We start from the raw sequence: 26,073 nt of genomic DNA on the forward strand, positions 1-26,073 counted from the left end.
ATTTCTAACCCGAACATTGGATACAGGAAGCTTAATGTTGATTGCAAGACTGCTCGATAAGTTGGTTTTTGGTGCAGCGTTAATTTTAGCGCTGCAAATGCCTTTGCTGGTTGATCATTATCATCAGTATTTGTCTGGCCTTTACAGCGCCACCAAATGGCAAGTGGATGGTTATGAAGCCACGGCAAAAGCTCATCAGTTTGCTGACGTCAACGCTATGATTGATAACCACCTGAAAAACGCTGAACCCAGTGTTAGAACGGATGCAGAACAAAAGCAGCACACTGTTCAGTTATTGCAGGACTTAACCAAGGGTATGGATATCTTTGCCGATGGCAATTTGATAGAGAAGATGATTTTTATGCTGCACCCCGACAGAGTTCATGTGGTGAAAGAGGTGCTTCAGAATTTCAAAGTAGGTATACCGCTGAACGCAAGTGGCTTGCTGTTTGGTGTGGTGTTGGCTTTGTTATTAAATATGCTGATTATGTTGCCGTTCAGACTAATGAGCTCTGGTCGTCGTGCAGAGCAGTACTAACAGCGCGTGTAACGTTGAACTAGTTTTATTTGTTGCCTGGTTACTGCCAATAAACAGACACTGAGGGGACTGCGATGTCCAGAGAACTGTTGCTGCTTGTAGTGGCAGATGCGATTTTGCTGGTGCATGTGCTTTTTGTCTGTTTTATCGTCTTTGGGCTTGTGGCTATTTATCTGGGGTATTTCCTGAACTGGCTTTGGGTCAGAAACCTGGCCTTTCGGTTGCTGCATTTGTTTGCTATTGGCATAGTGGTGCTGCAATCCTGGTTGGGGGTGATTTGCCCTTTAACTATTTGGGAAATGGCACTTCGAAAAGAAGCCGGGGCTGTGACTTACTCAGGCTCTTTTATTCAGCACTGGTTACATCAGGTGCTGTTTTACACAGCGCCTGAATGGGTATTTATTCTGTTGTACAGCGCTTTTGGCTTACTGGTTTTGGCAAGCTGGTTTGTTGTTCGGCCAAAAGGCCGTAGCGGCAACTCCTGAGTTTCAGTGCATTAGGCGGCGTTGTATTATTCAAGGATGATCAGTGTGAAATTTGTGATGATTTATGGTGCCTCAGGCGTTGGCAAAGAAAGCGTCGGACGTGAGCTGGCAAAACGAAATGGTTTGCATCTATTTCCTCAGCATCTGGCTTTTGATATTGCTTGTGCTGTTGTGGGCTTTGGTAATGCCGGGTTTGAAAAGTACCAACGCAAGATTTGCCTGGACGCATTCCAAACGCTGATTGAAAAGAAAGTCACTGGAATCGTCTTTACCTTCTGTTATGTTTATCCAGCCAGCAATTACTTTATCGAAGGCCTTTTTGAGCTGCTCAATGAGCATCAGATCAAGGCCGACTTTGTCAGATTATCTTGTGATCTGGAAGAGCACATCATTAGGGTGACGTCTGAACAACGGAAAAACACCAATAAAATTCAGTCGAAACTTTATCTTGAAGATTATCTGAACAGATTCGATTTTTCTGTGGATATAGCTGAAGTTGAAACTTTCCATCTCAACAGCAGCGGATTAACTATTCAGCAGTCGGCACTCGAAATTGAACATTATCTGGCTAAGCAGCAGAAAAAAACGCTCACCTGAACGCTTTTCAACTATAGAATCTTGCTGTCCGTCAAAGTGGTTTAAACAAGGAGGAGTATGTTTTACAACGCATTTATATCACTGAGTTTGATTATTACTTTTGTGTCATTTCCTGTATTTAGTCAGTCCTGTGATATTGCCGGCATTTGGAAACACGCGGAAAAGGATGTTTCTCTGCTGCTTGATACCAGCCTGCAAACAATTAAAGTGAAACAGCATTCGTTGAACGCCGGGGCACAAGGCTTAACTGTGGTGAAAAATCTGCTTCCTGACGTTGCGCAGCCTAATCTCTGGTCTGGCGATATCTATTCAGCAGATATCAATGCTTTTGTGCCAGTTCAGCTTAAAAGCCCAGACTGTACTACTTTACTGATCACTGATAACGCTGAAAGTAAAAAAGAAATTCTGCGTTTGATTCGTTATTAGTGAGTGCGCCTTGTTCTGGTCGGTGCTTTATCATTGAGTTTGAGTTTGAGTTTGAGTTTGAGTTTGAGTTTGAGTTTGAGTTTGAGTTTGAGTAAGGAGTTAGTTTGAAGTTTATTCTGGTGATGTGTGCACTGGTGTCTTTTTCCCTTTCTGCTGTAGGCAGCACATTAGTACAGGTGAAAGATGCTGAACTTGAATATGAAATGGCGGGAAGCGGTAAAACCGTTATTTTGCTGGAAGCCGGTGGTGGTGCTGCACTATCAGACTGGGAACCGGTATTTCAGCAGATGGCAAAGCAGGCCACTGTGATCCGTTACTCCAGAGCTGGCAACGGTAACTCCACTGCTATAAAGCGCCATTTTACCTCAGGTGACTACGCCTGGTATGCCAGCGAGCTGCTGATCAAACTGAATATCACAGCGCCTGTCATACTGGTGGCGCATTCCTATGGTGGCAGTATAGCCCGGGATTTTGCCGCCACTTACCCTACGCAGGTGAAAGCACTCTTGCTGCTAGACCCTTCCTCTGAACATGATGTGGATATTATGCGCGCCATCGATTTGCAGCGAGCGAATCGTGAAATAGCGCAAATTAAGCTGGATGATATGGCCAATGGTATGTCGAATCAGTATCTGGATTTCTGGAGCAAAAGGCCACTGCCGGATTACCCGCAAATCAAAGATATGCCAGTCACAGTTATTGCTTCGGTCAAAACTCATGATAAGCCAAGCAACTTGTTTTTCACCGATCAGGCCCGCCAGATGTGGGGCGAGATGTGGCAGCAATGGGCATCAGCCTTTCCGCAAGGCCGGGCTGTATTAACAAAAAAAAGCGGACACTATGTGCAGTTTGATGAGCCACAATTGGTGCTGAGTGAACTGCAGTTACTGATAGATAAGTCAGAGTAAAGCAGGCAGTTAGCTATCTTGTTTTATATAAGGATGTTATGGAATTTGTATTACTTGCAGAAGAGCCCTCTGCTGCAGAGCTAGTCGCGTCCTGGTATTTTGAGCAGTGGTGCCGGGATTCAGGTCGTTACACTAAAGAGCAAGTGCTGGCTAAAGTTTTGGCTGCAACCAACAGAAATCAGGCTCCGATGCTTATTTTAGCCAGACTTAACCAAGAGTGGGTTGGTGCCGCCGAGCTTAAAATTCGTGAAATGGAACTCTTTCCAGACTACGAATTTTGGCTTGGCGGGGTTTATGTCACGGCACAAGCCCGGGGTGCTGGTGTGGCTTCGGCGTTGGTGAAGGAAGCGCTGGTGCGAGCCCGACATTTGGGCATAAAACGGCTGTATTTACAAACCGAAGATTTGGCGGGAGGCCTGTATGCTCGTCATGGGTTTGTACCTGTAACCAAAGTTGAAGCCAAAGGCGTAAATGTGTTAGTTATGGTGACACATCTTGTGAGTTAAACGCTGTTCGTCATTAATAGTCAATAAAGGGAGTTTAGATGAAAAAGATAGTGGTAGCGCTGGTTGGCTTGGTTGCTTTTTATCATGCACATGTTGTTGCTGATAATTTTGACTATGATGCCTTTGTAAAAGCTTATTATCAGGCTCAGGTGGCGACTCAGCAGCCAGACGCAACCAAAGAGGATTTAGAGTATTACCTGTCTTTTTTAACCGAAGACGTGGGCAATCAGCATTTTCCTAATGCGCCTGACGATTCTCGCGAGCCTGACGGCAAAGCGTTGATGCGTAAGGGAATGAGCCGTTATTTAGGTGTGCATACTGAATACAAGGCTGAACTGATAAGTTATGAAGTTGGCTACAATGCTGTGGTTATTAAACACAAGTTTGCAGCCAGAGGAAAACGAGCCGACGGTTCAGAGTTTAGTTATGCTAAAACTGCGTTGGATGTGCTGGAACTTGAAGCTGGCAAAGTTGCCATAATGCGTCGCTATAGCAAGTGAAAGGAGCAGACGCTTTAGAGTATTGAATAGGCTGATGAATTTGGCGCAAGCAGCGTCACAGAATAAGCCTCTGGTTCTATTTTCTCGCCGCTGCGTTGCTCTGTATGGCGATAGCTTGCTATAGCCTGAGACATAGCGCCTTGGTCAGCGCAAAAATCTGCCCATTCAGTGAAGAAAGACTTGAGCTGCTCGATTAAGTTAGCTGCTCTGACTGATTTAGTGGGTTAAATCCAGAGTATTCGACACGCATTATCCCAATGCAGGATAATGCAAATGATATTTGTTATTAATTGCTTTGCAATTGAGAGCTATTTTCATTTAGAATTTTGGCACTATATTTAGAGGAATGTGCCATGTCGTTGTTTAAACTCCAAAAAGTGTCATTAGTTGCTCTGGCTGTCGCTGCAGGTTGTTATTCGACAGTCTTGATGGCGGAAACTAATAAAACCAATGATGAAAAAGAAATTGAAGTGATCACGGTAAAAAGCCAGCGTGGTTTGATTTCTTACATCAGTGCGTCAGGTGCGAAATCTGATACTCCTATTATTGAAACTCCGCTTTCTGTGTCAGTACTGACCGAAGAGCGCATTGCGGATTTGGGCGCTTTGACGGTTCAGGATGCTTTGGGTTATGTGTCGGGTTTATATAATGGGCCTTATGGTTTGGATACCCGAGGCGACTGGTCGGTGATCCGCGGTGTGTCGCCTGTGCAGTATCTGGACGGCCTGAAATCTTTGTTTGGTTATTACAATAATGTGCGTACCGAGCCTTTTGCCTTGTCGCAAATTGAAATTCTCAAAGGCCCAAGCTCAGTGTTGTATGGGCAGGGGTCTATCGGCGGTATCGTCAATTTAGTCAGCAAAAAACCTGAGGCTGCTACCAGTGGTCAGTTATGGGCACAGTTGGGTAACTATTCACGTAAACAATTGGCTGGCGATATCACTGGTTCACTGAATGACGATAAAACACTGCAAGGCCGTTTAGTTGGCGTATGGCGCGACAGTGATACTCAGACTGACTTTGTACCGGATAATAGCAAAGCTTTGGCCCCCTCTTTTAGCTGGCAAGCTAGCGACGATACGAAAGTCACAGTGCTGGGTAATTGGCAGGAAAAAGAATCTGGCTCCAGTACGCAGTTTTTTCCTCATAAAGGTACTGTTTTGCCCAATGAATTTGGTCAGATCCCAAGCAACCGTTTTGTATCCGAACCAGGTTTTGACCGTTATGACACAGAGCAACAAGCTGCTACCGTGATCGTGGAGCACAATCTGACTGATGACTGGGAGTTACGAGTCGCTAGCCGATACAGCGACAGCCACGCCGATTACGACACTATGTATGGCTGGCCTCCGGTGTTGCAGGCAGATAACCGCACTATTTCTCGTGTGGCTTACGTCAGTAATGCCGATGCCCGCGCTGTTACCAGTGATGTTCAGCTGCATGGCGAGGTACAAACAGGTACAGTGGAACATCAACTGGTGATGGGTTTTGATTACCAAAATGCCTACACAGACAATGATTCATTTTACTCACCCACAGGCGGCGGTTTGCTGGACCTGTACAAGCCTGTCTATGGTCAGGTAACAGATTTACCAACAGATGCTGATGTGACTGACTATGCGGCAAACAAGGTGTATCAGAGTGGCTTGTATCTGCAGGACACTATGAAAATTGCTGATAGCTGGATGGTCTCTGCAGCCCTACGCCGTGATCGCACTGTCAGTCGCACAGAAAGAGCCGATGCTGAAACTCAATACGCCACTACGGGTCGTTTGGGCCTGATGTATCTGATGGAGGCTGGTGTGTCACCTTATATCAGCTACAGCGAGTCTTTTGAGCCGCTGCTTGGTGCAGATGCTTATGGCAAAGCCTTTAAACCGCAAACTGGTGAGCAGTGGGAAGCAGGGGTGAAGTATCAGCCTGATAACACAGAACATCTGTTAACAGCCGCTGTGTATCAGATTAAAGAGCAAAATCGCACTACCACTTTGGCTGCCGGCCAGTTGAATGACCCGGATCTGATTGATCCCAATGGTCAAATTCAGGGCGGTGAAGTCACAGCTAAAGGTGTGGAGTTGGAAGCTCAACTGGCATGGCAGCAACTTGATGTTTACGCTAGCTATGCCTATACAGACGCTTATGTCAGCCAAAGTAATACCATGGGTGAAGAAGGCGCTACTTTGTCAGCCGTGCCAGAGCAGCAGGCTTCTGTATGGGCCACCTGGCGTCTGGCTATGGTTGATGGCTTGAAAGTAGGTGGTGGTGTACGCCATGTCGGAAAAACCTCAGATGGCAGCGCTTTTGTCGCCATGAATGGTGTGGTGCTGAACGACCCGCTGACCACTCCTTCTTATACCTTGTTGGATGCAATGCTTGGTTATGAAATGGGGCGCTATGATATCAGTCTGCAGGTACAAAACCTGACGGATAAAACAGTGATCACCTCCTGTCTGGTGCGTGGTGATTGTTTCTATGGTCAGCGCCGCGCTATCAGCGCTAACCTGCGGTATAAGTTCTGATAAAAGTCCCGGAGTGTCAGACTCCGGGATTTTTTGATCTCATCCATGAACATAGCCAGAGTCGAAGCGTCAGCGTTTAATGAACAATCCCAGAGTGGTTTACGCCGCTTTGTTTCTGTCCCATTGTTGTTAATTGAAGATGATACTGAATTGGCGCAGCAGCTTTGTGCTTTGTTAACGCATCACGGCTTTGAGGTGACTCAGGCATCGGATGGCGAACAAGGTGCTGAATTGGCGCTGGAAAAACATTTCGGACTGATTTTGCTGGACGTCCGCTTACCCTCGTTGGACGGTCTGAGTGTTTTGCAGCTACTCAGGCAACGCCGTAGTACTCCTGTGATTATTTTGTCCGCCTGGGGTGCTGAGCAGGACAGGATCACCGGATTGCGGCATGGTGCTGATGACTATCTGGCTAAACCTTTTAACTGGACTGAACTGATGTTACGGATTGAAGCCGTGCTCAGACGCAGCCAGCCAGAAGCTCCAGGTGAGCAACAACTGAATTACCAACAGCTGCAGTTAAATATCAGCAGTCAACAACTCTGGGTAGGGGAGCAGCAAGTTGAGCTGACACCTGTTGAAGCCCGATTATTGTGGCAATTGATGGCTCAGCCTCAGCAATTATTATCCAAACGTCTGCTATATCCGCTGGTGCTGGAGCGCAGCCTGACCGACTATGATCGCAGTCTGGATATGCACTGGAGCCGGCTGAAACGTAAGCTGGTGCAGGCCGGTTTTCCGTCTGAGCGCTTGATTACAGTGCATGGCAAAGGCTATCGGCTGATATGAACAAACCGCTGTTACTCAAACTCTGGTTGTTGCTGGCGCTTGGCACAGTGGCTTTGTTCTGGGCCATAGCTTTGCTGCTGGACAACACAGAGCGCGAACTGAGTATGCTCAGTGAGGAGTCGCGTCAGCAATTGCTGGACTGGCGTGATCAGGCGGAACTTTTATCTCGGCGGGACCCATCGCAGCTAGCACTGTGGTTGCAGCAATTAAGGCAGCAGGAAAAGGTCTGGGTCACAGTGGCCAATGTCAGAGTGGATAGTGTGGACCAAACTGACCTGAAAGCGCGTTTTACCGATGGTTTTATTTTGGGGCGCAGTATCGATTGGCCTATTCATTTGTATCTGGATTACAACCCTGTGATGGATTTACCTTTTGTCAGCAGTGATGGCCATTTAATGATTGAGTTGCCGCATCGTTTGCGACCCGGTGATGCCTGGCGGCCATTAAAATGGTTGTTACAACTGTTGTTGCCTTTGTGCTTACTGCTTGCACTTTGTTATCTGATTTATCAGCATTTGATGCGGCCTATCCGGCAATTGCAGCAAGCCGCACTGACTATGGAGCAAGGCTTACCCCATCAACCATTGCGGCCAGCTATGGGGCAACGACAGGATGAATTAAGTCAGCTTGCGGATAGTTTTGATCAAATGGCGCAGCAAGTGCAGCAGCAACTGCAAAGGCAACGCCAGTTTGTGGCTGATTTGTCGCATGAATTACGCACTCCTTTAACCCGTTTTAGTCTGGCTCTGGATTGTCTGGAGCAGGGTATTCATACTCAAGCTATACCACAGCGGCTGCGCCAGGAAACAGAGGCTATGCAGCAACTGGTTGCTAATGCGCTGACGTTGGCCTGGCTGGATAGTGAAACTGAAAGTCAAATCGCGGAGCAGACTGATTTACCAGCGCTACTAGACACCTTGTGTGACAACGCCCGTTTTGAATATCCGGATCGGGAGTTAGAGACTGATTATCCGGCAGAACTGCAACTCAACTGTGGCCGCACTTTATGGTTGAGTCAGGCTCTGGAGAATGTGCTGCGTAACGCCTTACGTTTTACTCCTGTAGGAGGCAGAGTACGGCTGCAGGTGCAGGCTACGGAGTGTGGCTGGTTGATAAGGGTGTGCGATCAAGGTCCCGGAGTGCCAGAAGCTGAGCTGCAACGTTTATTCGACCCCTTTTTCCGATTACCCGGTGCTGAGCATTATGGCAAAGGTTATGGTTTAGGCCTGGCCTTAACCCAGCGATTAATCAATGCCTGCGGTGGTCGGATCCGGGCACTGAATCAACCAGGTTCCGGCTTGGTGATGGAAATTGAATTACCGCAAATGTAACGATTGTAAAAGTTCTTTGTTCTGACCCGCTGTTTCGCCAGAATGCTCTCCAATGATAATTATTCTCATCTTGGAGCTGTTATGAGCCTGAAATTACGTCCTTTGACATTAGTACTGTTGCCCAGTCTGGTGCCAGCCTGGTCTGCTATGGCCAGTGAGGCGGAGATTGAAAAAATCTATGTACATGGCCAAAGAGTCAGCGCAGAACGTCTGTTACTTACTGAAGATGATTGGCAAAAACGCCAGGCACGGGACTTAGAAGATTTATTCGCCGATCAGTCCGCTATCGCAGTGGGCGGAGCCTTGGGCGTAGCGCAAAAACTCTATTTGCATGGTCTGGAAGATTTACTGTTGAACGTTTCGCTGGATGGCGCTATTCAATCCGGTAGCATGTTTCATCATACCGGCCGTTTGTCTTTGGAGCCGGAATTATTACGTCAGGTGGAAGTGCAGGCAGGTCCAGGGGATGCCACTCAGGGCGCAGGTGCTTTAGGCGGCAGCATTGACTTTGTAACCAAAGACGCGACTGATTTATTGGCACCAGGACAGAGCTTTTCCGGTTTAATTAAAGCCGCCCATGCCAGTAACAATAACAGTGACAAATATGGTTTGACTCTGGCTGGCCGTTTGACAGAAAACTGGAGCTTGTTAGGTTCAGCTTCGCGTCAAAACAGCGATGAATTTAAGGATGCTGAAGGGCAGCGCTGGCAAGGTACTGCCGCAGAACAAGAGTTCAGCTTTGCTAAATTATCAGGTGAGATTGCAGAGCATCATCATCTTCGTCTGAGCAGCGAACATGCGACAGATGAAGGCTTGCGCGCCCAGCGCCCTAACTGGCAAATAAGCGACTGGAACCGAGCCTACCCATTGGAAACTGAACGCGCTACTCATACGCTGAACTATGATTTTTCGCCTGGATCTAAATGGGTTGAACTGAAGTTTGCAGCCTATCAGAGCGATACTGAATTACGTCAGGATGCCCGCTTTGGTTTGTACGAGGGCGGAGTGGAAAATACTGGGTTAGACCTGCGAAATAGCAGCGCAGTGGGTAATCACCACTGGGTTTATGGCGTAGATTATCGGAAAGAACATACCGACTTAACCGCATTAAATGATCCGTCAGTACCAACAAGCCGTGAAGACGCTAAAGTGTATGGCGTATTTTTACAGGATTACTGGCAACTGGCACGAGACTGGAAATTAAATGCTGGCGCCCGCTATGACCATTATCAGGTGCTGGATATGAAGCAGCAGGACTTAAGCTCCAATGGCATCAGTCCTAACCTTGGCTTGTCCTGGCAAAGCACCGAGCAGCTGCGTATTTACGCGGGCTACAGCAGTGCATTACGAGGCCGGCTAACCACCAACAGCTTTGTGCTGGATAGCCGCAGTAATGCAGCAGATTTAAAGGCTGAAGAAGCGGATCATTATCAGCTGGGAGCCGAGTGGCTGTATCAAAGCTGGCTGCTGAACGCCAACCTGTTCCGGAATAAAATTGATAATGCTATAGCTGAGCGTAGCAGAGTGTATCGCAATGTCGGGGAGATAGAGAGCAAAGGTTATGATTTGAGCCTGCGCTACCAACAGGCTGGCTGGCAATGGTTGACCAGCGTTACTAAAACCGATGCAACCTTAAATGGGGTGCAACTGAATGCCTACGACCATGCAGGTTTAGGCACCAGCACGGGCCTGACGGTGGCTATGCGGCTGCAGTATCAACTGACTGACCAATGGCTGACTGGCGCTGGTATGCGTTCTGTGGAAGGCATACATCAAGTGCAAACTTCGGCTGGTTTAATAGATCAACCTGGTTATTCTGTGTTTGACGCTTTTGCCCGCTGGCAATCCGGTCAGATTGAAGGCTTAAGCCTGACCTTTGCGCTGCGTAATTTGAGTGATAAATGGTACAGAGATCAGGCGACCTTACCTGACTTTAATCATATTCCTGATTACGAAGGTTTGGCTGGTTTGCCTGAACCAGGTCGTGATGCCCGTGTGGAATTAGCCTGGTGGTTTTAACCACCGGCTCTTATTGCGGGGGCACTGATGCGCTATTGGCTCAGACAACTTCATTTATACACCGCCTTGCTTTGTGCTTTGATTGTCAGTCTGGTCGGAGTGACGGGTTCTGTGTATGTGTTTGAACCTGAATTGTCTGGGTGGCTGCAGCGGGATTATTATCAGCCAAAGCACACAAGCCGCCAATTTAGCTCTGATCAGCAGTTGGTTCGCTTTATAGAGCAGAAGACACAAAGCCGGATTGAAAGCTTGCAGTGGCCGGTGCGTAGCCGTGAAACTTATAGTTTTAAGTTGTTTGAGGATGAACACTGGTACTTTTTTGATCAAAGTACCGGAGTGATCAGCTCTGACGACGGCGCCTATAATCACCCGGCACTTGAGTTAGTGTACCGTATCCACTCCAATTTGTTGTTGGGAGAACCGGGTCGTTATATTACAGCCACAGCCTCTTTGCTTTTTGCTTTGTCCGGTCTGATCACTGGTTTGTATTTATGGTGGCCTAAATCTGTCAGGCGTTTAAAGCAGGCTTTGACGGTCAATCGCAGCAATGCAAAACGTTTGAATTTTGACCTGCACGCCAGTGCAGGTGCCTGGTTTAGCATTCCTCTGTTGATCATGGCCCTCACTGGTGCGTATTTTCTCTACACAGCTCCTATGCAGAAAGTCATTGATGTAGTGACCTGGTCGGACTCGGCTCCCGAAGACAGCTGGATTAGCCAGCATACTCAGCCACCCATGGATGGGCCGTTTTTGTCTGCAGAGCAGGTCGTCAGTCTGATGCAGCAATTGAATCCGGGGTTACAACCGCGGAATTTGTGGATGACACAAAAGCCGCAAGGCGTGTTGTCGTTGGGGTATCAGCAAAGCGTCAGTATCGAGGCCGGTGCTCAATACCGAGTGTTTTTACAGTTGCATCCGCAAAGCGGTCAGCTGTTATCCAGTTATGATCCCGCGACTTTGCCAAGAGCTTCAGCCTTTATGGCGCAGTGGCTGCTCCCGTTGCATTTTGGCGAATTTGGCGGCTGGTTCAGCCGGATTTTATGGTGTATTGGTGGTTTAGTCCCTTTGCTGCTCAGTATTACTGGTGCTCGGATTTGGCTGGCACGAAACCGCTTGTGGTAATTCTTTGGATTCGTCAGGGTCAGGTCTTGAATGTTGAATCAAATTCAACATTCAAGACCTGACCCCAATAAAAAAAGCAAGACCTGACCCCAATAAAAAAAGCCCCGCGGTTTTTACCAGCGGGGCTTTTTGTTGCTTTAGTGGCTAATTAGTTCTTAGCAGCGGCAGCTTTCTTTTCTTTCTCTTTTGCAATCACTGTGTCAGCCACGTTTTGTGGGCATGGTGAGTAGTGAGAGAATTCCATAGAAAACTGACCACGACCAGAAGTCATAGTACGCAGTGTAGAGATGTAACCGAACATCTCAGACAGTGGTACGTCGCCTTTGATACGTACGCCAGTTACGCCAGCTTCCTGACCAGAGATCATGCCACGACGACGGTTTAAGTCACCGATCACATCACCTACGTGATCTTCCGGAGTGAAGACGTCAACTTTCATGATTGGTTCTAACAGCTGAGCGCCAGCTTTTGGAATTGACTGACGGAAAGCGCCTTTCGCAGCGATTTCGAACGCGATGGCTGAAGAGTCAACTGCGTGGAAACCACCGTCGAATACTTCAACTTCAACGTCTAATACCGGGAAGCCTGCTAAAGTACCAGTGCTCATCATTGAGGCGAAGCCTTTTTCGATGGCTGGCATAAATTCTTTTGGCACGCTACCACCAACAACAGTAGAGATGAACTTGAAGCCAGAAGCTTGCTCACCCGGACGGATGCGGTAGTCGATTTTACCGTATTGACCTGAACCACCAGATTGCTTCTTGTGCGTGTAGCTATCTTCAACTTCACGAGTGATAGTTTCGCGGTAGGCAACCTGAGGCTGGCCTACTACTAATTCAACACCGTAAGTACGTTTTAAGATATCTACTTTGATATCTAAGTGCAGTTCACCCATACCTTTCAGAATGGTTTCGCCTGAGTCAACGTCAGTTTCAACACGGAATGTTGGATCTTCAGCAACCATCTTACCGATAGCGATACCCATCTTCTCAACAGAACCTTTATCTTTTGGTGTTACAGAGATAGAGATTACTGGCTCTGGGAATACCATTGGTTCCAGAGTACAGATGTGTTTTGGATCACATAAGGTGTGACCAGTCTGAGTGTTGTTCTTCAGACCTACCAGAGCGATGATGTCACCTGCCTGAGCAGTTGTCAGGTCAGTACGGTCGTTCGCGTTCATCTCAACCATACGGCCGATACGTTCAGTTTTACCTGTGAATGAGTTCAGCAGGGTATCACCCTTGTTCAGAACACCTGAGTAAATACGGATAAAGGTCAGGGCGCCGAAACGGTCATCCATGATTTTGAACGCTAAAGCGCGGAATGGCTCGTCAGCAGAAACGATAGCGAATTCGCCTGTCTCATTACCTTCTTCATCAGTCAGCGGCTGTGGGTTTACTTCAGTTGGAGAAGGTAAGTAATCAACAACAGCGTCTAACAGTAATTGCATACCTTTGTTTTTAAAGGCTGAACCACAGTAAGTTGGGAAGAATGCCAGTTCACGGGTACCTTTACGGATACAAGCTTTCACTTGTTCCACAGTTGGCATTTCGCCTTCCATGTAAGCCATTAACAGGTCGTCGTCTTGCTCAACAGCAGTTTCGATCAGCTGTTCGCGGTACATAGCAACGTCGTCAGCCATATCAGCTGGGATATCTACAACTTCGAAGTTTTCTGGCTTACCAGAATCATCCCACACATAAGCTTTTTCGCTCAGCAGGTCAACCACACCAACGAAAGTATCTTCACGGCCGATTGGCAGAGTCATTACTAATGGGTGTGCGCCCAGAACGTTCTTCACTTGTTCTGTTACGCGGATGAAGTCAGCACCGATACGGTCCAGTTTGTTTACGAAAATCAGACGAGATACTTTCGCGTCGTTCGCATAACGCCAGTTAGTTTCTGACTGAGGTTCAACACCGCCAGAACCACAGAATACACCGATACCACCGTCTAATACTTTCAGAGAACGGTAAACTTCAACTGTGAAGTCAACGTGGCCTGGTGTATCGATTACGTTGAAGCGGTGACCTTTCCAGAAACAGGTAACAGCTGCTGACTGGATAGTAATACCACGCTCAGCTTCTTGTACCATGAAGTCAGTGGTCGATTCACCTTCGTGAACTTCACCTATCTTATGGATTTTACCGGTCAGTTTCAGGATACGCTCGGTAGTAGTAGTTTTGCCGGCATCAACGTGGGCGAAGATACCAATGTTTCTGTATAAGGATAAATCTGCTGACATAGTCATCTCGATAAGCTAGGGTTTGAAAATAGTGCGACAATATACAGGAAATTATTCCAATTTGCCCGAAAAAAAATCAGCGAGATCTTCTGTCTTTTCTGATACGGCGTCAACTGCATTTTTATGAAGTTTCAAAGCGTAAAAGCAAAGACCTGTCAACAACAGGATCCTGCGCTGGTGTCTGAAGACATGACTGAATACAATAATGCAACTTGCTATCATTCGATGTTTAAGAGTTCCGAGTGCCGAGGGAACTTTAATTGCAACAATGACAGTATGTTTCACTTCAATACGAACTTCTGATGCTTGAGATACGAAATACCAGAGCTGTGTAACTCAGGCTGATTTTAGATAAATTGCAGCACTGCTAAACCAATACCACCTGTGAGGGCCAAAAGACTGTGTTCAAGTCGGTACTCCACCTTTTTTTCTTTTGGAATAGTTTTCGCAGGAAACAGCAGATACACCAGATTAATCAACATCAGCGCTAATAACATCAGGCGGGCAACAAATATTAGGATTTCAGTCAGCACTTTTTACTCCGTTATTTACATCTTTAGTATTTTTACGGTAACCGCTGCATTTTGGTTTGATTTCTGTGACCAGACAAAACCAGGTCAGGGAAGTCAGATTAAAAATGCCGACAGCTTATAATGTGGAGACACCAGGTCCAATGTGACAAATTGCCGCATTAGCGGGGCTAAGCATCAACTAAAAAAGTTCCCTAAATAAGCTCCACTGCGACAATATGCCGCATCGGCTGATACAGCCTGCTATGTAAAAATAGTGCCAAGGTAACTTTCTGATTTTAAGGCGCTATTTGATGCAATCCGTCTATTTCCCCCGTCGAACTCTATTGAGTCTGGCCTGTGTGCAGGCTTTTTCTTTACTGTCTTTTTCCGCCGTAGCTGACGAGCAAAATAAAACTGATACTGCCGCCGAAGCTAGTCTGGAGCGCTTATCAGTGTACGGTCAGCGCCAAAGTGACACTTTTGGCAGTAAGTCGGGCATTTTATTAAAAGAGTTACCGCAGAGTATTCAACTGCTGGATGTGGATCAGATGAGGGGCCAGGGGCTGGTGTCTGTTGGGGATTTGTTACGCGACATTCCAAGTGCCAATCCAGGTTATTCGAGGGTAGGGCCTTATCAGTCTTTTAGTCTGAAAATCCGGGGCTTCGCTGCTGACCAGATGCGTAACGGTATGCGCCAGCGCTATTTTGAGGATGTGGATGCGTCAGCTCTTAACAGCATAGAACGGATGGAAGTATTAAAAGGCCCATCCGGTGTGCTCTATGGCCAGTCTGCTGTGGGTGGGGTGATTAATCTGGTCAGTAAAGCGCCGGGCGCAGATAACAGCGGTAGCGCAGGACTGCGCTTTGGTACAGACAATCAAAAAGTTGCGAATGGCGACATCAGTAAAGTGCTTTCTGACTCTGTATCGTTGCGGTTAACTGGCGAGCTTGAGCGCTCAGACACTTTTGTTGATCGCCAGCCGATGGACAGAAACAATGCCAGTCTGATGCTGCAGCATCAGGTCGGCGACAAGGCCACAGGCCATTTTGTTGCTGAGTACTTTAAACGCGAAACTGACCGTTATGTTGGCTTGCCTGTATCTGTGGTCTTGCCCGATCAGGATAGCGAAGTACTGGACATCAGCAGCCAATTAGGTGAGCCAGGTTTTACCAGCCTGCGATCTTTTGCGCCTTTGTATCAATACTGGTTAGATATCCAACTCAATACCGACTGGACACTAACACCGCGTCTGCAATATCAGGAATTTAACACTGTGTTTGGTCAGGTTAACTTACGCGCTCCAGTTACAGGTCAGCCAGAATTGATCAGCCGCACCGGCCGTCAGGGCCGCGAAAATGACGACTACCAGATAGCCCAGCTGGATTTGAATGGTCGTGTGACCACTGGGGCTTTAGAGCATAAAGTGCTGCTGGGTTATGAAGCAGGACGGGAGCGGGGCCGTTTTACTCAATCCAATATAAGGACTGGTACTTTAAACCCTGTCGATATTAATAACCCGCAGTATCAATATGATAAACAAGAGCCTGTGCTGGATTTTGGCTTTGATAATTTTTACAACCTGGATTCTGATGCCTGGTACCTGCAGGACCAAATTAAGTTAACTCCAGATCTACAATTGATAGGTGCAGTGCGTTACACCGACAGTAAAGCAGGCAGCGGTGCCTGGGGCAGTGCGGCAGAATGAGTGCCGGTCTCGTCCACTATCTGGCAATTGGGTTTAACCTGGCAGCTTAACGATCAACTGACGTTATTTACTGGTCATAACACAGGTTTTGACGTCGAAAGCAGCGCTGCTGCACGCAGCAGTTCAGGGGATGCGCTGGAGCCGGAAGAGTCTGCTCAAACCGAGTTGGGTATTCGTTACAGTGCGGACGAGTTCAGAGGTAGCCTGGCTCTGTTCCGGATAGAGCGCTTAAATGCACTGACTACAGACCCTATTGACTCAGATTTTAGTGTGAATAGTGGCGAACAACGTGTCGATGGTGTGGAGCTTGAAGGCAGTTGGCAATTCAATTCTGCTCTGCAATTACAAGCCGGTTATGCCTATATGGATGGCGAAATCACCGAAAGTAATGATGGCGATCGTGGCAATACACTGGGCGATTTGGCGCGTCATCGGTTGAACTTTAGCGCCAACTGGCAATATGACAATGATTGGTCGGCTTTTGTGCGGGCAAATTACAGTAGTAGCCGGCCTTTAGTGACAGGCTCTACCTGGCAACTGGATGGTTATCGTTTGATTGGCACAGGTCTGCGTTATCAGCAAAGTGCTTGGTCAGCTCAACTGGCGGTGAACAACTTGCTGGATGAGCTGTATTACACAGCTTCAGGTAATGGTTTTGTGGTTTATCCGGGAGAGCCGCAGCAAGTCAGTTTGCAACTGATGTGGCAGTGGTAACAGATGACTGTACTAAATAACTCAACTGCAGATAAAAACGCCGCTGGAGCTATGCGCGCTGTGTTTTTCTGGCATGGCTGGTCTGCCTTGATGATAGCGCCAGTGCTGCTGGTTTTGTTGTTAACAGGCAGTGCTTATCTGTTTGATCGCGAATTTGATCAATGGTGGCAACAGGACGCGCTGGAACTTACGCCTAAAGGCACTGCAGCCACTTTGGCGCAGCAGCAGGATTTTTTACGGCAACAGTATCCGGACTGGACCATCAACAGGGTGGTGTTACCGCAACAATCTGCTCATGCGGTGCGCTGGCAACTGACAGCGCCTGACGCCGTGCACTTAATCTATCTGGATCCTTATCGCTTGCAGGTAAAGGCGGATATTGACCCCTCAACCCAGCCTATGGCGATAGTGCGGCGTTTGCATGGTGAGCTGATGGCTGGAACTGTCGGCGGTTACATCATTGAATGGTTTTCCTGCTGGACCTTGTTTTTGCTGCTGACCGGAGCCTGGCTTTGGTGGCCTAAACACTGGCGGCTTGCCGGGGTTTTAGTGCCAAGAACGCGCAGTGATGGCAGGGTGCACTGGCGCGACTGGCACGCTGTGTTGGCTTTAGTCAGCTCTTTAGCTTTGGCATTTTTAGTGGTCAGTGGTATGCCCTGGTCAACCTTTTGGGGCAAGCAGTTTGCGCAATTAGGTCGGGATTTTAGCCCCCAGTGGCATTGGGTGACGCCATCGCCAAACTTCCATTTACCTGACAGTGTCAAAACCAGAGCTGTTGACCCGCATCACGAGCATAAAATGCAAGAGGCGCAAGTGCATGTGACGGGAGGAAAAGAGTCCTGGGTAACAGAACATCATCCTGCACCTGTAAGCGCTATGCAGCATCAGCCTATGAAAGCCGATATCGGCAAAGCTGAACCTTATCTTGCGAGGCTCGCCTTGGATACTTATGGCTCAGGTGTACGGATTTTCTATCCGGCAACTGCAACAGATGTATTTAAAATCAACTATGTGCCTGATAAAGCAGAAGGTCAGCAGACACTTTATATCGACCCTGCCAGCGGTGAATTATTGGATGATATTGGCTGGCAGCGTTATTCGGCTTTAGCCAAAGTGGTGGAGTGGGGCACTATGACTCATTTGGGCCGGCAATATGGGGTATGGAATCAGTGGCTGAATTTGCTGTTTTGCATGCTGGTGCTGGCGGCTCTGATTGCAGGTTTAACCTTGTGGTGGCGACGCAGAAAACCTGACCGTTGGTTACCGCCTTTGCAAAACACTGACAGTTTGCCTTTGGGTTTAAAGCTAAGTTTGCTGGTGCTGGTGATGCTGTTTCCGCTACTTGTGTTGTCGTTGTTTGCTTTTGTTCTTGTGAGGTTCTGGCAAAATCGGTCTAGGGGGCACTAAAACGAAAAGGCCAGCATGGAAGCTGGCCTTTGTTTGCGTGAAGAAAATTAGGCCAAGGTTGGATAATCGGTATATCCCACCGGGCCTTTGCCGTAAAACAGCTCAGGTCTTGGCTGGTTTAATGCAGCGTCTAATTCCAGACGTTTTGGTAAATCAGGGTTAGCAATAAAAGGAATACCAAAAGCGATAGCGTCGGCTTTACCTTCAGCCAGCCATTGATTAGCTTCTGTTTTGCTGAATTTTTCATTCGCAATCACAGTGCCGCCGAATAACTGCTTAATCAGCGGTGTAATGCTGTCTTCTGCTGCATGTTCACGAGTGGAAATAAAAGCAATACCACGTTTGCCTAATTCAGTGGCGACATAACCAAAGGTGGCTGTGCGGTTCGAGTCGCCCATATCATGAGCGTCCATCCGAGGTGCCAAATGCATAGCTACTCTGTCTTTGCCCCAGACGTTGATACAAGCGTCTGTGATTTCCAGCATCAAACGGGCACGATTCTCCAGCGAGCCACCGTATTCGTCATCACGTAAGTTGGTGCTGTCTTGCAGGAACTGGTCGAGCAAATAGCCATTGGCACCGTGGATCAATACACCATCAAAACCTGCGGCTTTGGCATTGACTGCTCCCAGACGGAAAGCTTCTACCACGTCTTTAATTTCGCTTAAAGTTAAAGCCCGTGGTTCTTCATAGTCTTTGATTGGGCGAACCAGGCTGACATGGCCAGCCGGGCGTAACGCACTTGGCGCTACAGGTTTTGCACCGTCCAGATAAATTGGATCAGAAATACGGCCTACGTGCCATAGCTGCAGGAATATACGGCTGCCCGCTTTGTGCACAGCATCTGTCACCAGTTTCCAGCCTTCTACCTGAGCTTGTGACCAAATACCGGGTGTATCCGGGTAGCCCACGCCCATAGGAGTCACTGCTGTGGCTTCTGCCAATATTAAGCCTGCACCACTGCGCTGCACATAGTATTCAGCCATCATGGCATTAGGTATACGGCCTTCGTCAGCACGGCAACGGGTTAAAGGCGCCATCACAATACGGTTTTTCAGGGGTAAATCACCCAGGGTAATAGCGTCAAATAAAGTGGGCATCTGTAATTCCTCAAAGTTGATCGTTTAACCGCGTTAGGAAGTGTTGAATCACCTCTTCATTACGCGAGAAAAAATGCCACTGGCCGACTTTCTTGCTGCTGATAAAACCAGCGCGTTGCAAGGTGGCCAGGTGGGCGGATACTGTCGACTGAGACAAACCGGTTTTTTGGTCTATTTTTCCTGCGCAAACCCCCAGGCTAAGTGGGTGTTCCTGATCAGCAAAATAGACTTCAGGCTGCTTCAACCAATTTAAAATATCCCGTCGCACCGGGTGGGACAGGGCTTTGATCATTTCGTCGAGTTCTGCAGAGCTCATCTTGTAATTCATATTGGTATATCGCGATGTGGCGAACTATATATCGCTTTATTTCAATATTCAATCTTTATTTTATTCCGATCGGTACATTATTCAGCTGCGGTGCTGTAAAGCAAGTAAAACAGTAGTACGAAACGGAAGAGTTAATGCAAAAAAACCAGTATGAAATTGCAGCGTATTACGCCTTTTTTTATCCAGGCTCACAGAAAATAAACAAAAATACTTCTGATCTTTTCGTTGTAGCGCAACGTTTTCACTGCGGGTTTTAACTTCAACTAAAAGGAAATCAGTATGAAATTTCGCGCATTATTGAATGTAACCGTGCTCTCTGCAGCTTTAGTCGTCTCTGCTGCATCTTATGCTGCCGCCAAGGCTGATATTGTTGACACTGCTGTAGCTGCAGGTAGTTTTAATACTCTGGTGACAGCAGTCAAGGCCGCTGACCTGGTCGATACTTTGAAAAGTGCAGGTCCGTTCACTGTGTTTGCACCCAATGACGCTGCTTTTGCAAAAGTACCAGCTGCAGATTTACAGGCGCTGTTAAAAGATAAAGCTGCATTGGCTAAGGTGCTGACTTATCACGTAGTGGCGGGGAAAGTGATGGCCGCCGACGTAGTAAAATTGACGTCAGCCAAAACAGTGCAGGGTCAGGAGCTGAAAATTGAAGTCAAAGACGGCGCAGTTTATGTTGATGGCGCCAAGGTGATCAGCACTGATATCGAAACCAGCAATGGCGTAATTCACATTATTGATGCCGTTGTATTACCTGAATAACTACTGTTGTGTTTGATAAAAGGAGCCTGGTGCTCCTTTTTTTTCAGCGACAGACAAATGCCGAATTGATTCACTGCTGTTAAACTGCTCCCAGTTGAAACGAATTTTTTTGTGCAAGGATGATGGCTGTGCTCAGAGCTGTGCTGATGTTTGTCCTCATAGGCTGGAGTTTTCAGCTTGGTGCTGCCGGCCAGACTGTTGTGATATGGATGAAAAATGGTGACAGACTCACCGGCTCTATTATGCAGCAGGACAAAGACAGGGTATTTTTTGACTTGCCCTATGCAGGCCAGTTGTTGCTCGCCCGAACTCAGATTGAACGTATAGAACACCCCTCACCGCCCGAAGATGCTGCTGTGCCCGCTAAGGGCCAGACTGAAGCTGTGCATGTTCAAAAACATCCTGCCACAGGTTACAGTGTTGATTTAACAGCGGGTAAAAAACGCAGTAACAGCAGAACAGATAATCTGGGGTTTAAAACTACCTTTGAACAAAGAGATGACAAGTTACGCCTAACCTTTGATGGAAAATACGATTACGAGACCAGTAACTCGTTAAAGAAGACCCATAAATATCTGCTTAATCCTGGTGCCGACTATTTTTTCCAACCCCAATTGTTTTGGCGTACCAAAGTAGATTACTCACAGGACTTTATCGCAACAGATTACAGAAACACAGACTTGAGCTCAGGTGTTGGCTATAGCTTTTTCGATACCGCTGAGCTTCGAGTTGAGTTTATCGCTTTGGCAGGTTTAAAGCGCACTCACTTTAAAGAAACGGCAGGACTGGAGATTTTTATTGGCGACAGGCAGAGTCTGGATTTCCGTCATGCCCAGTTGGAGTGGGACCTGCGCTATTTATGGCCACAGAGCAGCTTTGAAATATTCAGTGAAGGCAGTTATTTAAAACCCGTCAATCAACCTGTTAATTTTATCAAATTTGGGCATGAGATTGATGTCAGTTCAGGTTTGCATTATTACCTGACAGAGCGTGTCCGTTTGTCATTTTCTGTTGATTTCGACTGGTCAGATATTGACGTTGTATTAAATCAAGGGCTGGCTATTTCCGTAGATAGTCGTGAATTACATCAAAAACTCAGCATAGGCGCCAAATTCTAAAAATGGATCAGCTCAGATAGTTCACAGTGATCAGTCTGAGCTTATGCTATTTTTAAGTTGTGATAAGCTCTGCCGCTGTCTGGAAACTTTTTTGCCGTGCTTCTGGGTCATGCATCATGCAGGTTAGCATCAGCTCATCAGGTTGGTGTGTGGTGACAAAATCCAAAATCCCCTTTTTCACTTCAGCTGCATTACCTACCACAGAGCATGCCAGAGCTTTATCTACATAGGATTTTTCGTGGGCTTGCCAGATTTGATCCATATCCTCTACGGGGGCGGGTAACAAGCCGGGTACACCTCTGATCAAGTTGACAAACTGTTGCTGCGGTGAAGTGAACAAATGCCGGGCTTGTGCCGTTGTTTCTGCGGCAAAGACATTCAGTGCCAGCATCAGATAAGGTTTATCCAGTTGAGCTGAAGGCTTAAACTGCCGACGATATAACTGTACAGCCTCCGTCATCATACTGGGAGCAAAATGGGAAGCAAAGGCATAAGGTAAACCCAAATGAGCTGCCAGTTGAGCACCATATAAACTCGAACCTAAAATCCATAAAGGCACATTCAGGTTTTGCCCCGGTACAGCCTGTACCTCTTGCTCAGCTTTTACCGGGCCAAAATACTGCTGTAGTTCGAGAATGTCTGTTGGGAATTGTTCTTCAGTTTCCATTCTATTGCGCCGCAATGCTCTGGCGGTTTGCTGATCGCTGCCCGGAGCCCGGCCAACACCTAAATCGATGCGATCCGGATACAAGGTGGCTAAAGTGCCAAATTGTTCGGCTATGACTAAAGGTGAATGATTCGGCAGCATAATACCGCCGGCTCCCAGACGAATGCGGGAGGTCGCTGCGGCCAAGTGGCTGATCAGCAACGCTGTGGCCGCACTGGCAATGCCCGGCATATTGTGATGTTCAGCCAGCCAGTATCTGTTATATCCCAGAGCTTCCGCGTATTGAGCCAAGGTTTTGCTGTTAGAGAAGCTAGCACTGATGGTGCTGCCTGCCGAAACTGGCGCTAAATCTAAAATAGAAAAAGGGATCATCAAGGCTCCGCTGTGCTGTGACTCTTTGCATTTAATACCGATTGGTATGAAACTAAGACAGCAATGGGTGCACTATATGGAGGATTCAAGCCTTAGCCAATAATTAGGCTGATTTTGCGGTTCAATGCTGTATTTTTTACGATGAAGTAAGGTAAAGCACTCTGTGTTGCGACAGATCAACGACTGATACAACAATTAAGCTATGCTGGGATCAACGAACTAAGATGATGAATCATGGCTGGATTTGATATAGCGCTGGCGCAAGACTTTTTAATAGCACTGCTGATTGGTGCTTTAGTGGGTATTGAGCGGGAAAAACACAAAAATAATGATCATCCTGGTTCTTTTGCCGGAGTCCGCACCTATATTTTGTTTGCGCAATTAGGGGCTGTCAGTGCCTGGCTGTCGGCATTTTTGCAGACGCATTGGCTCTTTATCGCGGCATTAGCTGCAGTGACAGTGATAGTCTTAAGTGCTTATTATCTGGAGAATAAAACCAAAGCTGTGGCTTTAGGACTCACCAGTGAATTGTCCGCTATTACCGTTTGTTTGTTGGGCGGTGCCGTTTTGTTTGGTTTTGCCGAAATCGCGGTGTCTCTGGCTATTTTAACTTCGGCTATTCTGGCATTTCGTGAGCCTTTACATGGTTTAATTAACAAGATTGGTGCAGATGATCTTTATGCTGGTCTCAAGCTGCTGATCGCCAGCTTTATTGTATTGCCCTTGTTACCGAATGAAGCTGTTGATCCCTGGCAGGCGTTGAATCCTTATAAGCTCTGGTTGCTGGTTATTTTAATTTCTGGCTTGTCATTAGTGGGTTATGTTGCTGTGCGCTCGCTGGGTTCAGTCAAAGGCACTATGATCACCGCCTTAACCGGAGGTCTGGTGTCTTCTACCGCTATGACGTTAAGTTTTGCCCGCAGCAGTAAAACACAAACTGATAGTAGCGCAGCTAACAGACTGGCTGCTGGTATTTTGCTGTCCTGGTTGGTGATGCTGGGCAGAGTGATGCTGATAGTGTCTGCTGTATCTTTTCCATTAGTGCAACAGCTGCTGTGGCCATTGCTGGGGCTTGCCATGTTAACCTCAGTATCAGCCATGGCTTTTTTTCTGGCCAGTCACAGATTGCAATCAGCCTCTGTTGCTACTGCTGTGCCTGTGACTAATCCTTTTAGTTTATGGTCGGCTATTCAATTTGCTTTGTTATTTGCTTTGGTATTGCTGCTGGTCAAACTGGCTGAACATTATGCTCCTGGGCAAGGTTTATATTGGTTGGCCGCTCTGGCAGGTTTAACTGACGTGGATGCTATTAGTTTATCCCTTGCTGATTATGCCAGTCGCAGTCAGTCTTTTGATTTGGCGGCAACAGGTATTGGTATAGCCATCTTTAGTAATTCTGTGGTGAAAACAGTGATGGTGTGGGTCGCTGGCACTCGAAACCTGGCTGTGCGGCTTTCTGCTGTGATGTTAATTCTGAGCGGCCTTGGCCTGCTGTTATTTCGAATCAGCTAACTGTGTACCCACGCTGAGTTTTGTTTCTGCCCGGACTGATCGCTGATGCATCTAGTGAGCTTGCCGGCATTATTCAGCAGGAAAAGTGAAAACAGGTTGACTCAAAGCGCCGAATTGTCTTAACTCAGGCCCTCTGATGTGAGGGTGTATGAGCATAGCAACAAAGCCATCTGAAATTACTTTACCTCCTAAGGATAGAGGTTGGGGTACTGTACTGAATTTTCTGATTGAGAAATTTCATCGTATTGATGCGGCCGTTTGGCAACAACGGGTGACTGAGGGCAAGGTCTATTGGTATGGCGGCGAGCCTATTGATGCGACTACGGCATTTTTGCCGAGCCGCCGTGTTTGTTATTACCGTGAAGTGCTGGCTGAGCCCTTGATCCCGTTTGAACACCAGATCCTGTATCGGGACGAGCATATTATCCTGGCCTGCAAACCGCATTTTTTAGCTGTGACCCCAGGCGGCGATTTTGTCAATGAATGCTTGCTTGAAAGAGTAAAGCGTGAGACGTCGTTACAGGATGTGGTGGCGGTGCACAGGCTGGATAAAGAAACCGCGGGTTTAGTATTGTTCTCTATCAACAGCCAAAGCAGGCCTCTGTACTATCAGTTGTTTGCCGAAGGGAAGATCCACAAAAGTTATCAGGCTGTGGCCCTTTTACCCAGAGAGCTTCAGTCACAAGAACTACCACAGACCTGGCAGGTTAAAAACCGGCTGGAAAAATCAACGCCTGCTTTTTTAATGCAACAGGTAGATGGGGAAGCGAATGCATTTTCCAGCCTCACCCTTGTAGCAAAAACTGCTGAGCTGGGCTTGTTTGAACTTTGTCCTCACACAGGCAAAACTCATCAACTGAGGTTGCATATGTGGTCTGTCGGCTGCCCTATTTTATTTGATAAATATTACCCAGTGTTATTGCCGAAAGAGCCTGAGCGAGAAAAGAATTATACTCAGCCGCTGCAATTACTGGCAAAACACTTAAGTTTCACTGATCCTGTCACTGGGCTGGAGCATCAGTTTGAATCACCCCGCCAGCTACAAAGTTGGCCAACTGCAAAAGTGCCAAAGGAAAACTAATGTCTAAAAAAGTCTATTGCATTGCTCAGTTCTTACCAAAACCAGGTAAGGAAGCTGAACTCTTTAAAGTGCTGCAAGGTTTAGAAGCCAATACTTTACGTGAAGATGCTTGTTTGCAATACAGAGTGACCCGCCATATTTCAAGCCCTTTTGCGGAAGGAAAAAGTTTTCCTATTGTATTCAACGAGATTTGGGCTGATCTGCAAAGCTTTGAAGCTCATTGCCAACGCAATGAAATCAAACAATTTTTTCAGACGTACTGTCTGGCCGAAACAGGCCTGGTGCAGGACTGGAATGTATGTATTTACAGTGACGAACCAGAAGGATATGACGCACCCAACCTGGGGTGAAGCGTTAAAAAGTTCAGTACGTCTTGCCACTGAACTCAAAGACGCTGTGGTCTGGCTTTTTGCTATTGCTTTGGCTTGGGTTTTTATCTGTTAGTCGCAAAATTTAGCGGCAGGCTGCGCAACATGTGTAGATGTCGCTATGATCACGGCTTACTCTGTGCTCTGGTGGTGACGATGTCGAAACCTGTGTTTAAAAAACTGCCTGCGCCCTGTATGGCCTATGTGATGCCATTGTTGTTGTCCATCATCATGAGCTGCATTGTGTCTTTGATCAGCACCCTGAAAAGCACTGGTTTTGCAGACTTTGAACTAAGGCTCTGGTGCGGCGCCTGGTTCTTATCCTGGGTGGTGGCCTATCCTGTATTGCTGCTAATTTTACCTCTGGTACGAAAACTGTCCTCTTTCATCGTTGAAAGTCCAACAGGTCACTGATGCTACTTCAGTATAAGCAAAAAA

At 47.2% G+C, this 26,073-nt stretch carries 24 protein-coding genes and 1 pseudogene; 20 read left to right on the forward strand and 5 right to left on the reverse strand.

Annotation, left to right across the window (positions count from 1 at the left end):
* The first annotated feature begins 34 nt into the window (after positions 1-34).
* The 12 genes from EMM73_RS14935 (at position 35) to EMM73_RS14990 (ending at position 11,740) form a co-directional block, all read left to right on the forward strand.
* On the forward strand, positions 35-538 hold the full coding sequence (locus tag EMM73_RS14935) for a DUF2937 family protein (protein WP_261373452.1): 504 nt from the start codon (positions 35-37) through the stop codon (positions 536-538).
* 74 nt (positions 539-612) lie between these two features.
* Positions 613-1,023, forward strand: coding sequence for a DUF2784 domain-containing protein (locus tag EMM73_RS14940; RefSeq protein WP_127687602.1), 411 nt, complete (start codon positions 613-615; stop codon positions 1,021-1,023).
* 36 nt (positions 1,024-1,059) lie between these two features.
* Positions 1,060-1,620, forward strand: coding sequence for an AAA family ATPase (locus EMM73_RS14945; protein ID WP_261373453.1), 561 nt, complete (start codon positions 1,060-1,062; stop codon positions 1,618-1,620).
* Between the two features lie 57 nt (positions 1,621-1,677).
* On the forward strand, positions 1,678-2,046 hold the full coding sequence (locus EMM73_RS14950) for a hypothetical protein (RefSeq protein WP_127687604.1): 369 nt from the start codon (positions 1,678-1,680) through the stop codon (positions 2,044-2,046).
* Between the two features lie 104 nt (positions 2,047-2,150).
* Positions 2,151-2,954, forward strand: a complete 804-nt coding sequence (locus tag EMM73_RS14955; protein WP_127687605.1) for an alpha/beta fold hydrolase — start codon at positions 2,151-2,153, stop codon at positions 2,952-2,954.
* Between the two features lie 38 nt (positions 2,955-2,992).
* The gene (locus tag EMM73_RS14960) at positions 2,993-3,460 is read left to right on the forward strand and encodes a GNAT family N-acetyltransferase (protein ID WP_127687606.1); all 468 of its coding nucleotides are present in this window, start codon (positions 2,993-2,995) and stop codon (positions 3,458-3,460) included.
* A gap of 38 nt (positions 3,461-3,498) precedes the next feature.
* Positions 3,499-3,960: a nuclear transport factor 2-like protein gene (locus tag EMM73_RS14965; protein ID WP_127687607.1), complete on the forward strand. Its 462-nt coding sequence runs from the start codon at positions 3,499-3,501 to the stop codon at positions 3,958-3,960.
* 353 nt (positions 3,961-4,313) lie between these two features.
* Positions 4,314-6,479, forward strand: coding sequence for a TonB-dependent siderophore receptor (locus EMM73_RS14970; protein ID WP_127687608.1), 2,166 nt, complete (start codon positions 4,314-4,316; stop codon positions 6,477-6,479).
* A 45-nt stretch (positions 6,480-6,524) separates the two neighbouring features.
* Positions 6,525-7,268, forward strand: a complete 744-nt coding sequence (locus EMM73_RS14975; RefSeq protein ID WP_127687609.1) for a response regulator transcription factor — start codon at positions 6,525-6,527, stop codon at positions 7,266-7,268.
* Positions 7,265-8,599 (forward strand): HAMP domain-containing sensor histidine kinase, encoded by a 1,335-nt coding sequence (locus EMM73_RS14980; RefSeq protein ID WP_127687610.1) that lies wholly within the window; start codon positions 7,265-7,267, stop codon positions 8,597-8,599. The genes EMM73_RS14975 and EMM73_RS14980 overlap by 4 nt, the downstream gene beginning before the upstream one ends.
* Positions 8,600-8,680: 81 nt before the next feature.
* On the forward strand, positions 8,681-10,618 hold the full coding sequence (locus EMM73_RS14985) for a TonB-dependent receptor plug domain-containing protein (RefSeq protein WP_186435244.1): 1,938 nt from the start codon (positions 8,681-8,683) through the stop codon (positions 10,616-10,618).
* 27 nt (positions 10,619-10,645) lie between these two features.
* Positions 10,646-11,740, forward strand: a complete 1,095-nt coding sequence (locus EMM73_RS14990) for a PepSY-associated TM helix domain-containing protein (RefSeq protein ID WP_127687612.1) — start codon at positions 10,646-10,648, stop codon at positions 11,738-11,740.
* Positions 11,741-11,888: 148 nt separating this feature from the next.
* On the opposite strand, the gene fusA is transcribed toward EMM73_RS14990, so the two are convergent.
* Positions 11,889-13,994, reverse strand: coding sequence for an elongation factor G (gene fusA / locus EMM73_RS14995; RefSeq protein ID WP_409994310.1), 2,106 nt, complete (start codon positions 13,992-13,994; stop codon positions 11,889-11,891).
* A gap of 341 nt (positions 13,995-14,335) precedes the next feature.
* Positions 14,336-14,521: a hypothetical protein gene (locus EMM73_RS15000; RefSeq protein WP_127687614.1), complete on the reverse strand. Its 186-nt coding sequence runs from the start codon at positions 14,519-14,521 to the stop codon at positions 14,336-14,338.
* Between the two features lie 290 nt (positions 14,522-14,811).
* On the opposite strand from EMM73_RS15000, the pseudogene EMM73_RS15005 reads away from it, so the two are divergent.
* Both EMM73_RS15005 and EMM73_RS15015 read left to right on the forward strand, forming a co-directional pair.
* Positions 14,812-16,920, forward strand: a pseudogene (locus tag EMM73_RS15005) (TonB-dependent receptor).
* Between the two features lie 3 nt (positions 16,921-16,923).
* Positions 16,924-18,327, forward strand: coding sequence for a PepSY-associated TM helix domain-containing protein (locus EMM73_RS15015; protein ID WP_127687617.1), 1,404 nt, complete (start codon positions 16,924-16,926; stop codon positions 18,325-18,327).
* 47 nt (positions 18,328-18,374) lie between these two features.
* Here EMM73_RS15015 and EMM73_RS15020 read toward each other — a convergent pair whose 3' ends face one another.
* The gene (locus tag EMM73_RS15020; protein ID WP_127687618.1) at positions 18,375-19,427 is read right to left on the reverse strand and encodes an alkene reductase; all 1,053 of its coding nucleotides are present in this window, start codon (positions 19,425-19,427) and stop codon (positions 18,375-18,377) included.
* Positions 19,428-19,437: 10 nt separating this feature from the next.
* Positions 19,438-19,743, reverse strand: a complete 306-nt coding sequence (locus EMM73_RS15025) for an ArsR/SmtB family transcription factor (protein WP_127687619.1) — start codon at positions 19,741-19,743, stop codon at positions 19,438-19,440.
* Between the two features lie 291 nt (positions 19,744-20,034).
* Between EMM73_RS15025 and EMM73_RS15030 the strand changes: the two genes are divergently transcribed.
* Together EMM73_RS15030 and EMM73_RS15035 are read left to right on the forward strand one after the other, a co-directional pair.
* On the forward strand, positions 20,035-20,517 hold the full coding sequence (locus EMM73_RS15030) for a fasciclin domain-containing protein (RefSeq protein WP_127687620.1): 483 nt from the start codon (positions 20,035-20,037) through the stop codon (positions 20,515-20,517).
* A gap of 128 nt (positions 20,518-20,645) precedes the next feature.
* Complete coding sequence (locus EMM73_RS15035) at positions 20,646-21,635, forward strand: DUF481 domain-containing protein (protein WP_186435245.1); 990 nt, start codon at positions 20,646-20,648, stop codon at positions 21,633-21,635.
* Between the two features lie 52 nt (positions 21,636-21,687).
* On the opposite strand, the gene EMM73_RS15040 is transcribed toward EMM73_RS15035, so the two are convergent.
* Positions 21,688-22,674 carry an LLM class flavin-dependent oxidoreductase gene (locus EMM73_RS15040; protein ID WP_127687622.1) on the reverse strand — a complete coding sequence of 329 codons (987 nt, stop codon included), beginning with the start codon at positions 22,672-22,674 and terminating at the stop codon, positions 21,688-21,690.
* A 234-nt stretch (positions 22,675-22,908) separates the two neighbouring features.
* Between EMM73_RS15040 and EMM73_RS15045 the strand changes: the two genes are divergently transcribed.
* From EMM73_RS15045 to EMM73_RS15060, 4 genes are all read left to right on the forward strand, one after another.
* Positions 22,909-24,186, forward strand: a complete 1,278-nt coding sequence (locus tag EMM73_RS15045) for an MgtC/SapB family protein (protein WP_127687623.1) — start codon at positions 22,909-22,911, stop codon at positions 24,184-24,186.
* Between the two features lie 148 nt (positions 24,187-24,334).
* Positions 24,335-25,267 (forward strand): pseudouridine synthase, encoded by a 933-nt coding sequence (locus EMM73_RS15050; RefSeq protein ID WP_127687624.1) that lies wholly within the window; start codon positions 24,335-24,337, stop codon positions 25,265-25,267.
* The gene (locus EMM73_RS15055; protein ID WP_127687625.1) at positions 25,267-25,617 is read left to right on the forward strand and encodes a putative quinol monooxygenase; all 351 of its coding nucleotides are present in this window, start codon (positions 25,267-25,269) and stop codon (positions 25,615-25,617) included. The genes EMM73_RS15050 and EMM73_RS15055 overlap by 1 nt, the downstream gene beginning before the upstream one ends.
* A 123-nt stretch (positions 25,618-25,740) precedes the next feature.
* Positions 25,741-26,049, forward strand: a complete 309-nt coding sequence (locus EMM73_RS15060) for a DUF2798 domain-containing protein (protein ID WP_261373455.1) — start codon at positions 25,741-25,743, stop codon at positions 26,047-26,049.
* Positions 26,050-26,073 lie beyond the last annotated feature (24 nt).

The organism is Rheinheimera sediminis (genome assembly GCF_004005375.1).
Classification (GTDB): Bacteria; Pseudomonadota; Gammaproteobacteria; order Enterobacterales; family Alteromonadaceae; genus Pararheinheimera.

Bases quoted from the DNA above. Each gene is read 5' to 3' on its own strand.
- EMM73_RS14960 (WP_127687606.1), top strand. From the start codon at position 2,993: ATGGAATTTGTATTACTTGCAGAAGAGCCCTCTGCTGCAGAGCTAGTC.
- EMM73_RS14975 (WP_127687609.1), top strand. From the start codon at position 6,525: ATGAACATAGCCAGAGTCGAAGCGTCAGCGTTTAATGAACAATCCCAG.
- EMM73_RS14950 (WP_127687604.1), top strand. From the start codon at position 1,678: ATGTTTTACAACGCATTTATATCACTGAGTTTGATTATTACTTTTGTG.
- EMM73_RS15045 (WP_127687623.1), top strand. From the start codon at position 22,909: ATGGCTGGATTTGATATAGCGCTGGCGCAAGACTTTTTAATAGCACTG.
- EMM73_RS15060 (WP_261373455.1), top strand. From the start codon at position 25,741: ATGTGTAGATGTCGCTATGATCACGGCTTACTCTGTGCTCTGGTGGTG.
- EMM73_RS14980 (WP_127687610.1), top strand. From the start codon at position 7,265: ATGAACAAACCGCTGTTACTCAAACTCTGGTTGTTGCTGGCGCTTGGC.
- fusA (WP_409994310.1), bottom strand. From the start codon at position 13,994: ATGACTATGTCAGCAGATTTATCCTTATACAGAAACATTGGTATCTTC.
- EMM73_RS15030 (WP_127687620.1), top strand. From the start codon at position 20,035: ATGAAATTTCGCGCATTATTGAATGTAACCGTGCTCTCTGCAGCTTTA.
- EMM73_RS15055 (WP_127687625.1), top strand. From the start codon at position 25,267: ATGTCTAAAAAAGTCTATTGCATTGCTCAGTTCTTACCAAAACCAGGT.
- EMM73_RS15020 (WP_127687618.1), bottom strand. From the start codon at position 19,427: ATGCCCACTTTATTTGACGCTATTACCCTGGGTGATTTACCCCTGAAA.
- EMM73_RS14970 (WP_127687608.1), top strand. From the start codon at position 4,314: ATGTCGTTGTTTAAACTCCAAAAAGTGTCATTAGTTGCTCTGGCTGTC.
- EMM73_RS14965 (WP_127687607.1), top strand. From the start codon at position 3,499: ATGAAAAAGATAGTGGTAGCGCTGGTTGGCTTGGTTGCTTTTTATCAT.
- EMM73_RS15015 (WP_127687617.1), top strand. From the start codon at position 16,924: ATGACTGTACTAAATAACTCAACTGCAGATAAAAACGCCGCTGGAGCT.
- EMM73_RS15050 (WP_127687624.1), top strand. From the start codon at position 24,335: ATGAGCATAGCAACAAAGCCATCTGAAATTACTTTACCTCCTAAGGAT.
- EMM73_RS14940 (WP_127687602.1), top strand. From the start codon at position 613: ATGTCCAGAGAACTGTTGCTGCTTGTAGTGGCAGATGCGATTTTGCTG.
- EMM73_RS15040 (WP_127687622.1), bottom strand. From the start codon at position 22,674: ATGATCCCTTTTTCTATTTTAGATTTAGCGCCAGTTTCGGCAGGCAGC.
- EMM73_RS14990 (WP_127687612.1), top strand. From the start codon at position 10,646: ATGCGCTATTGGCTCAGACAACTTCATTTATACACCGCCTTGCTTTGT.
- EMM73_RS14985 (WP_186435244.1), top strand. From the start codon at position 8,681: ATGAGCCTGAAATTACGTCCTTTGACATTAGTACTGTTGCCCAGTCTG.
- EMM73_RS14935 (WP_261373452.1), top strand. From the start codon at position 35: ATGTTGATTGCAAGACTGCTCGATAAGTTGGTTTTTGGTGCAGCGTTA.
- EMM73_RS15025 (WP_127687619.1), bottom strand. From the start codon at position 19,743: ATGAGCTCTGCAGAACTCGACGAAATGATCAAAGCCCTGTCCCACCCG.
- EMM73_RS14945 (WP_261373453.1), top strand. From the start codon at position 1,060: ATGATCAGTGTGAAATTTGTGATGATTTATGGTGCCTCAGGCGTTGGC.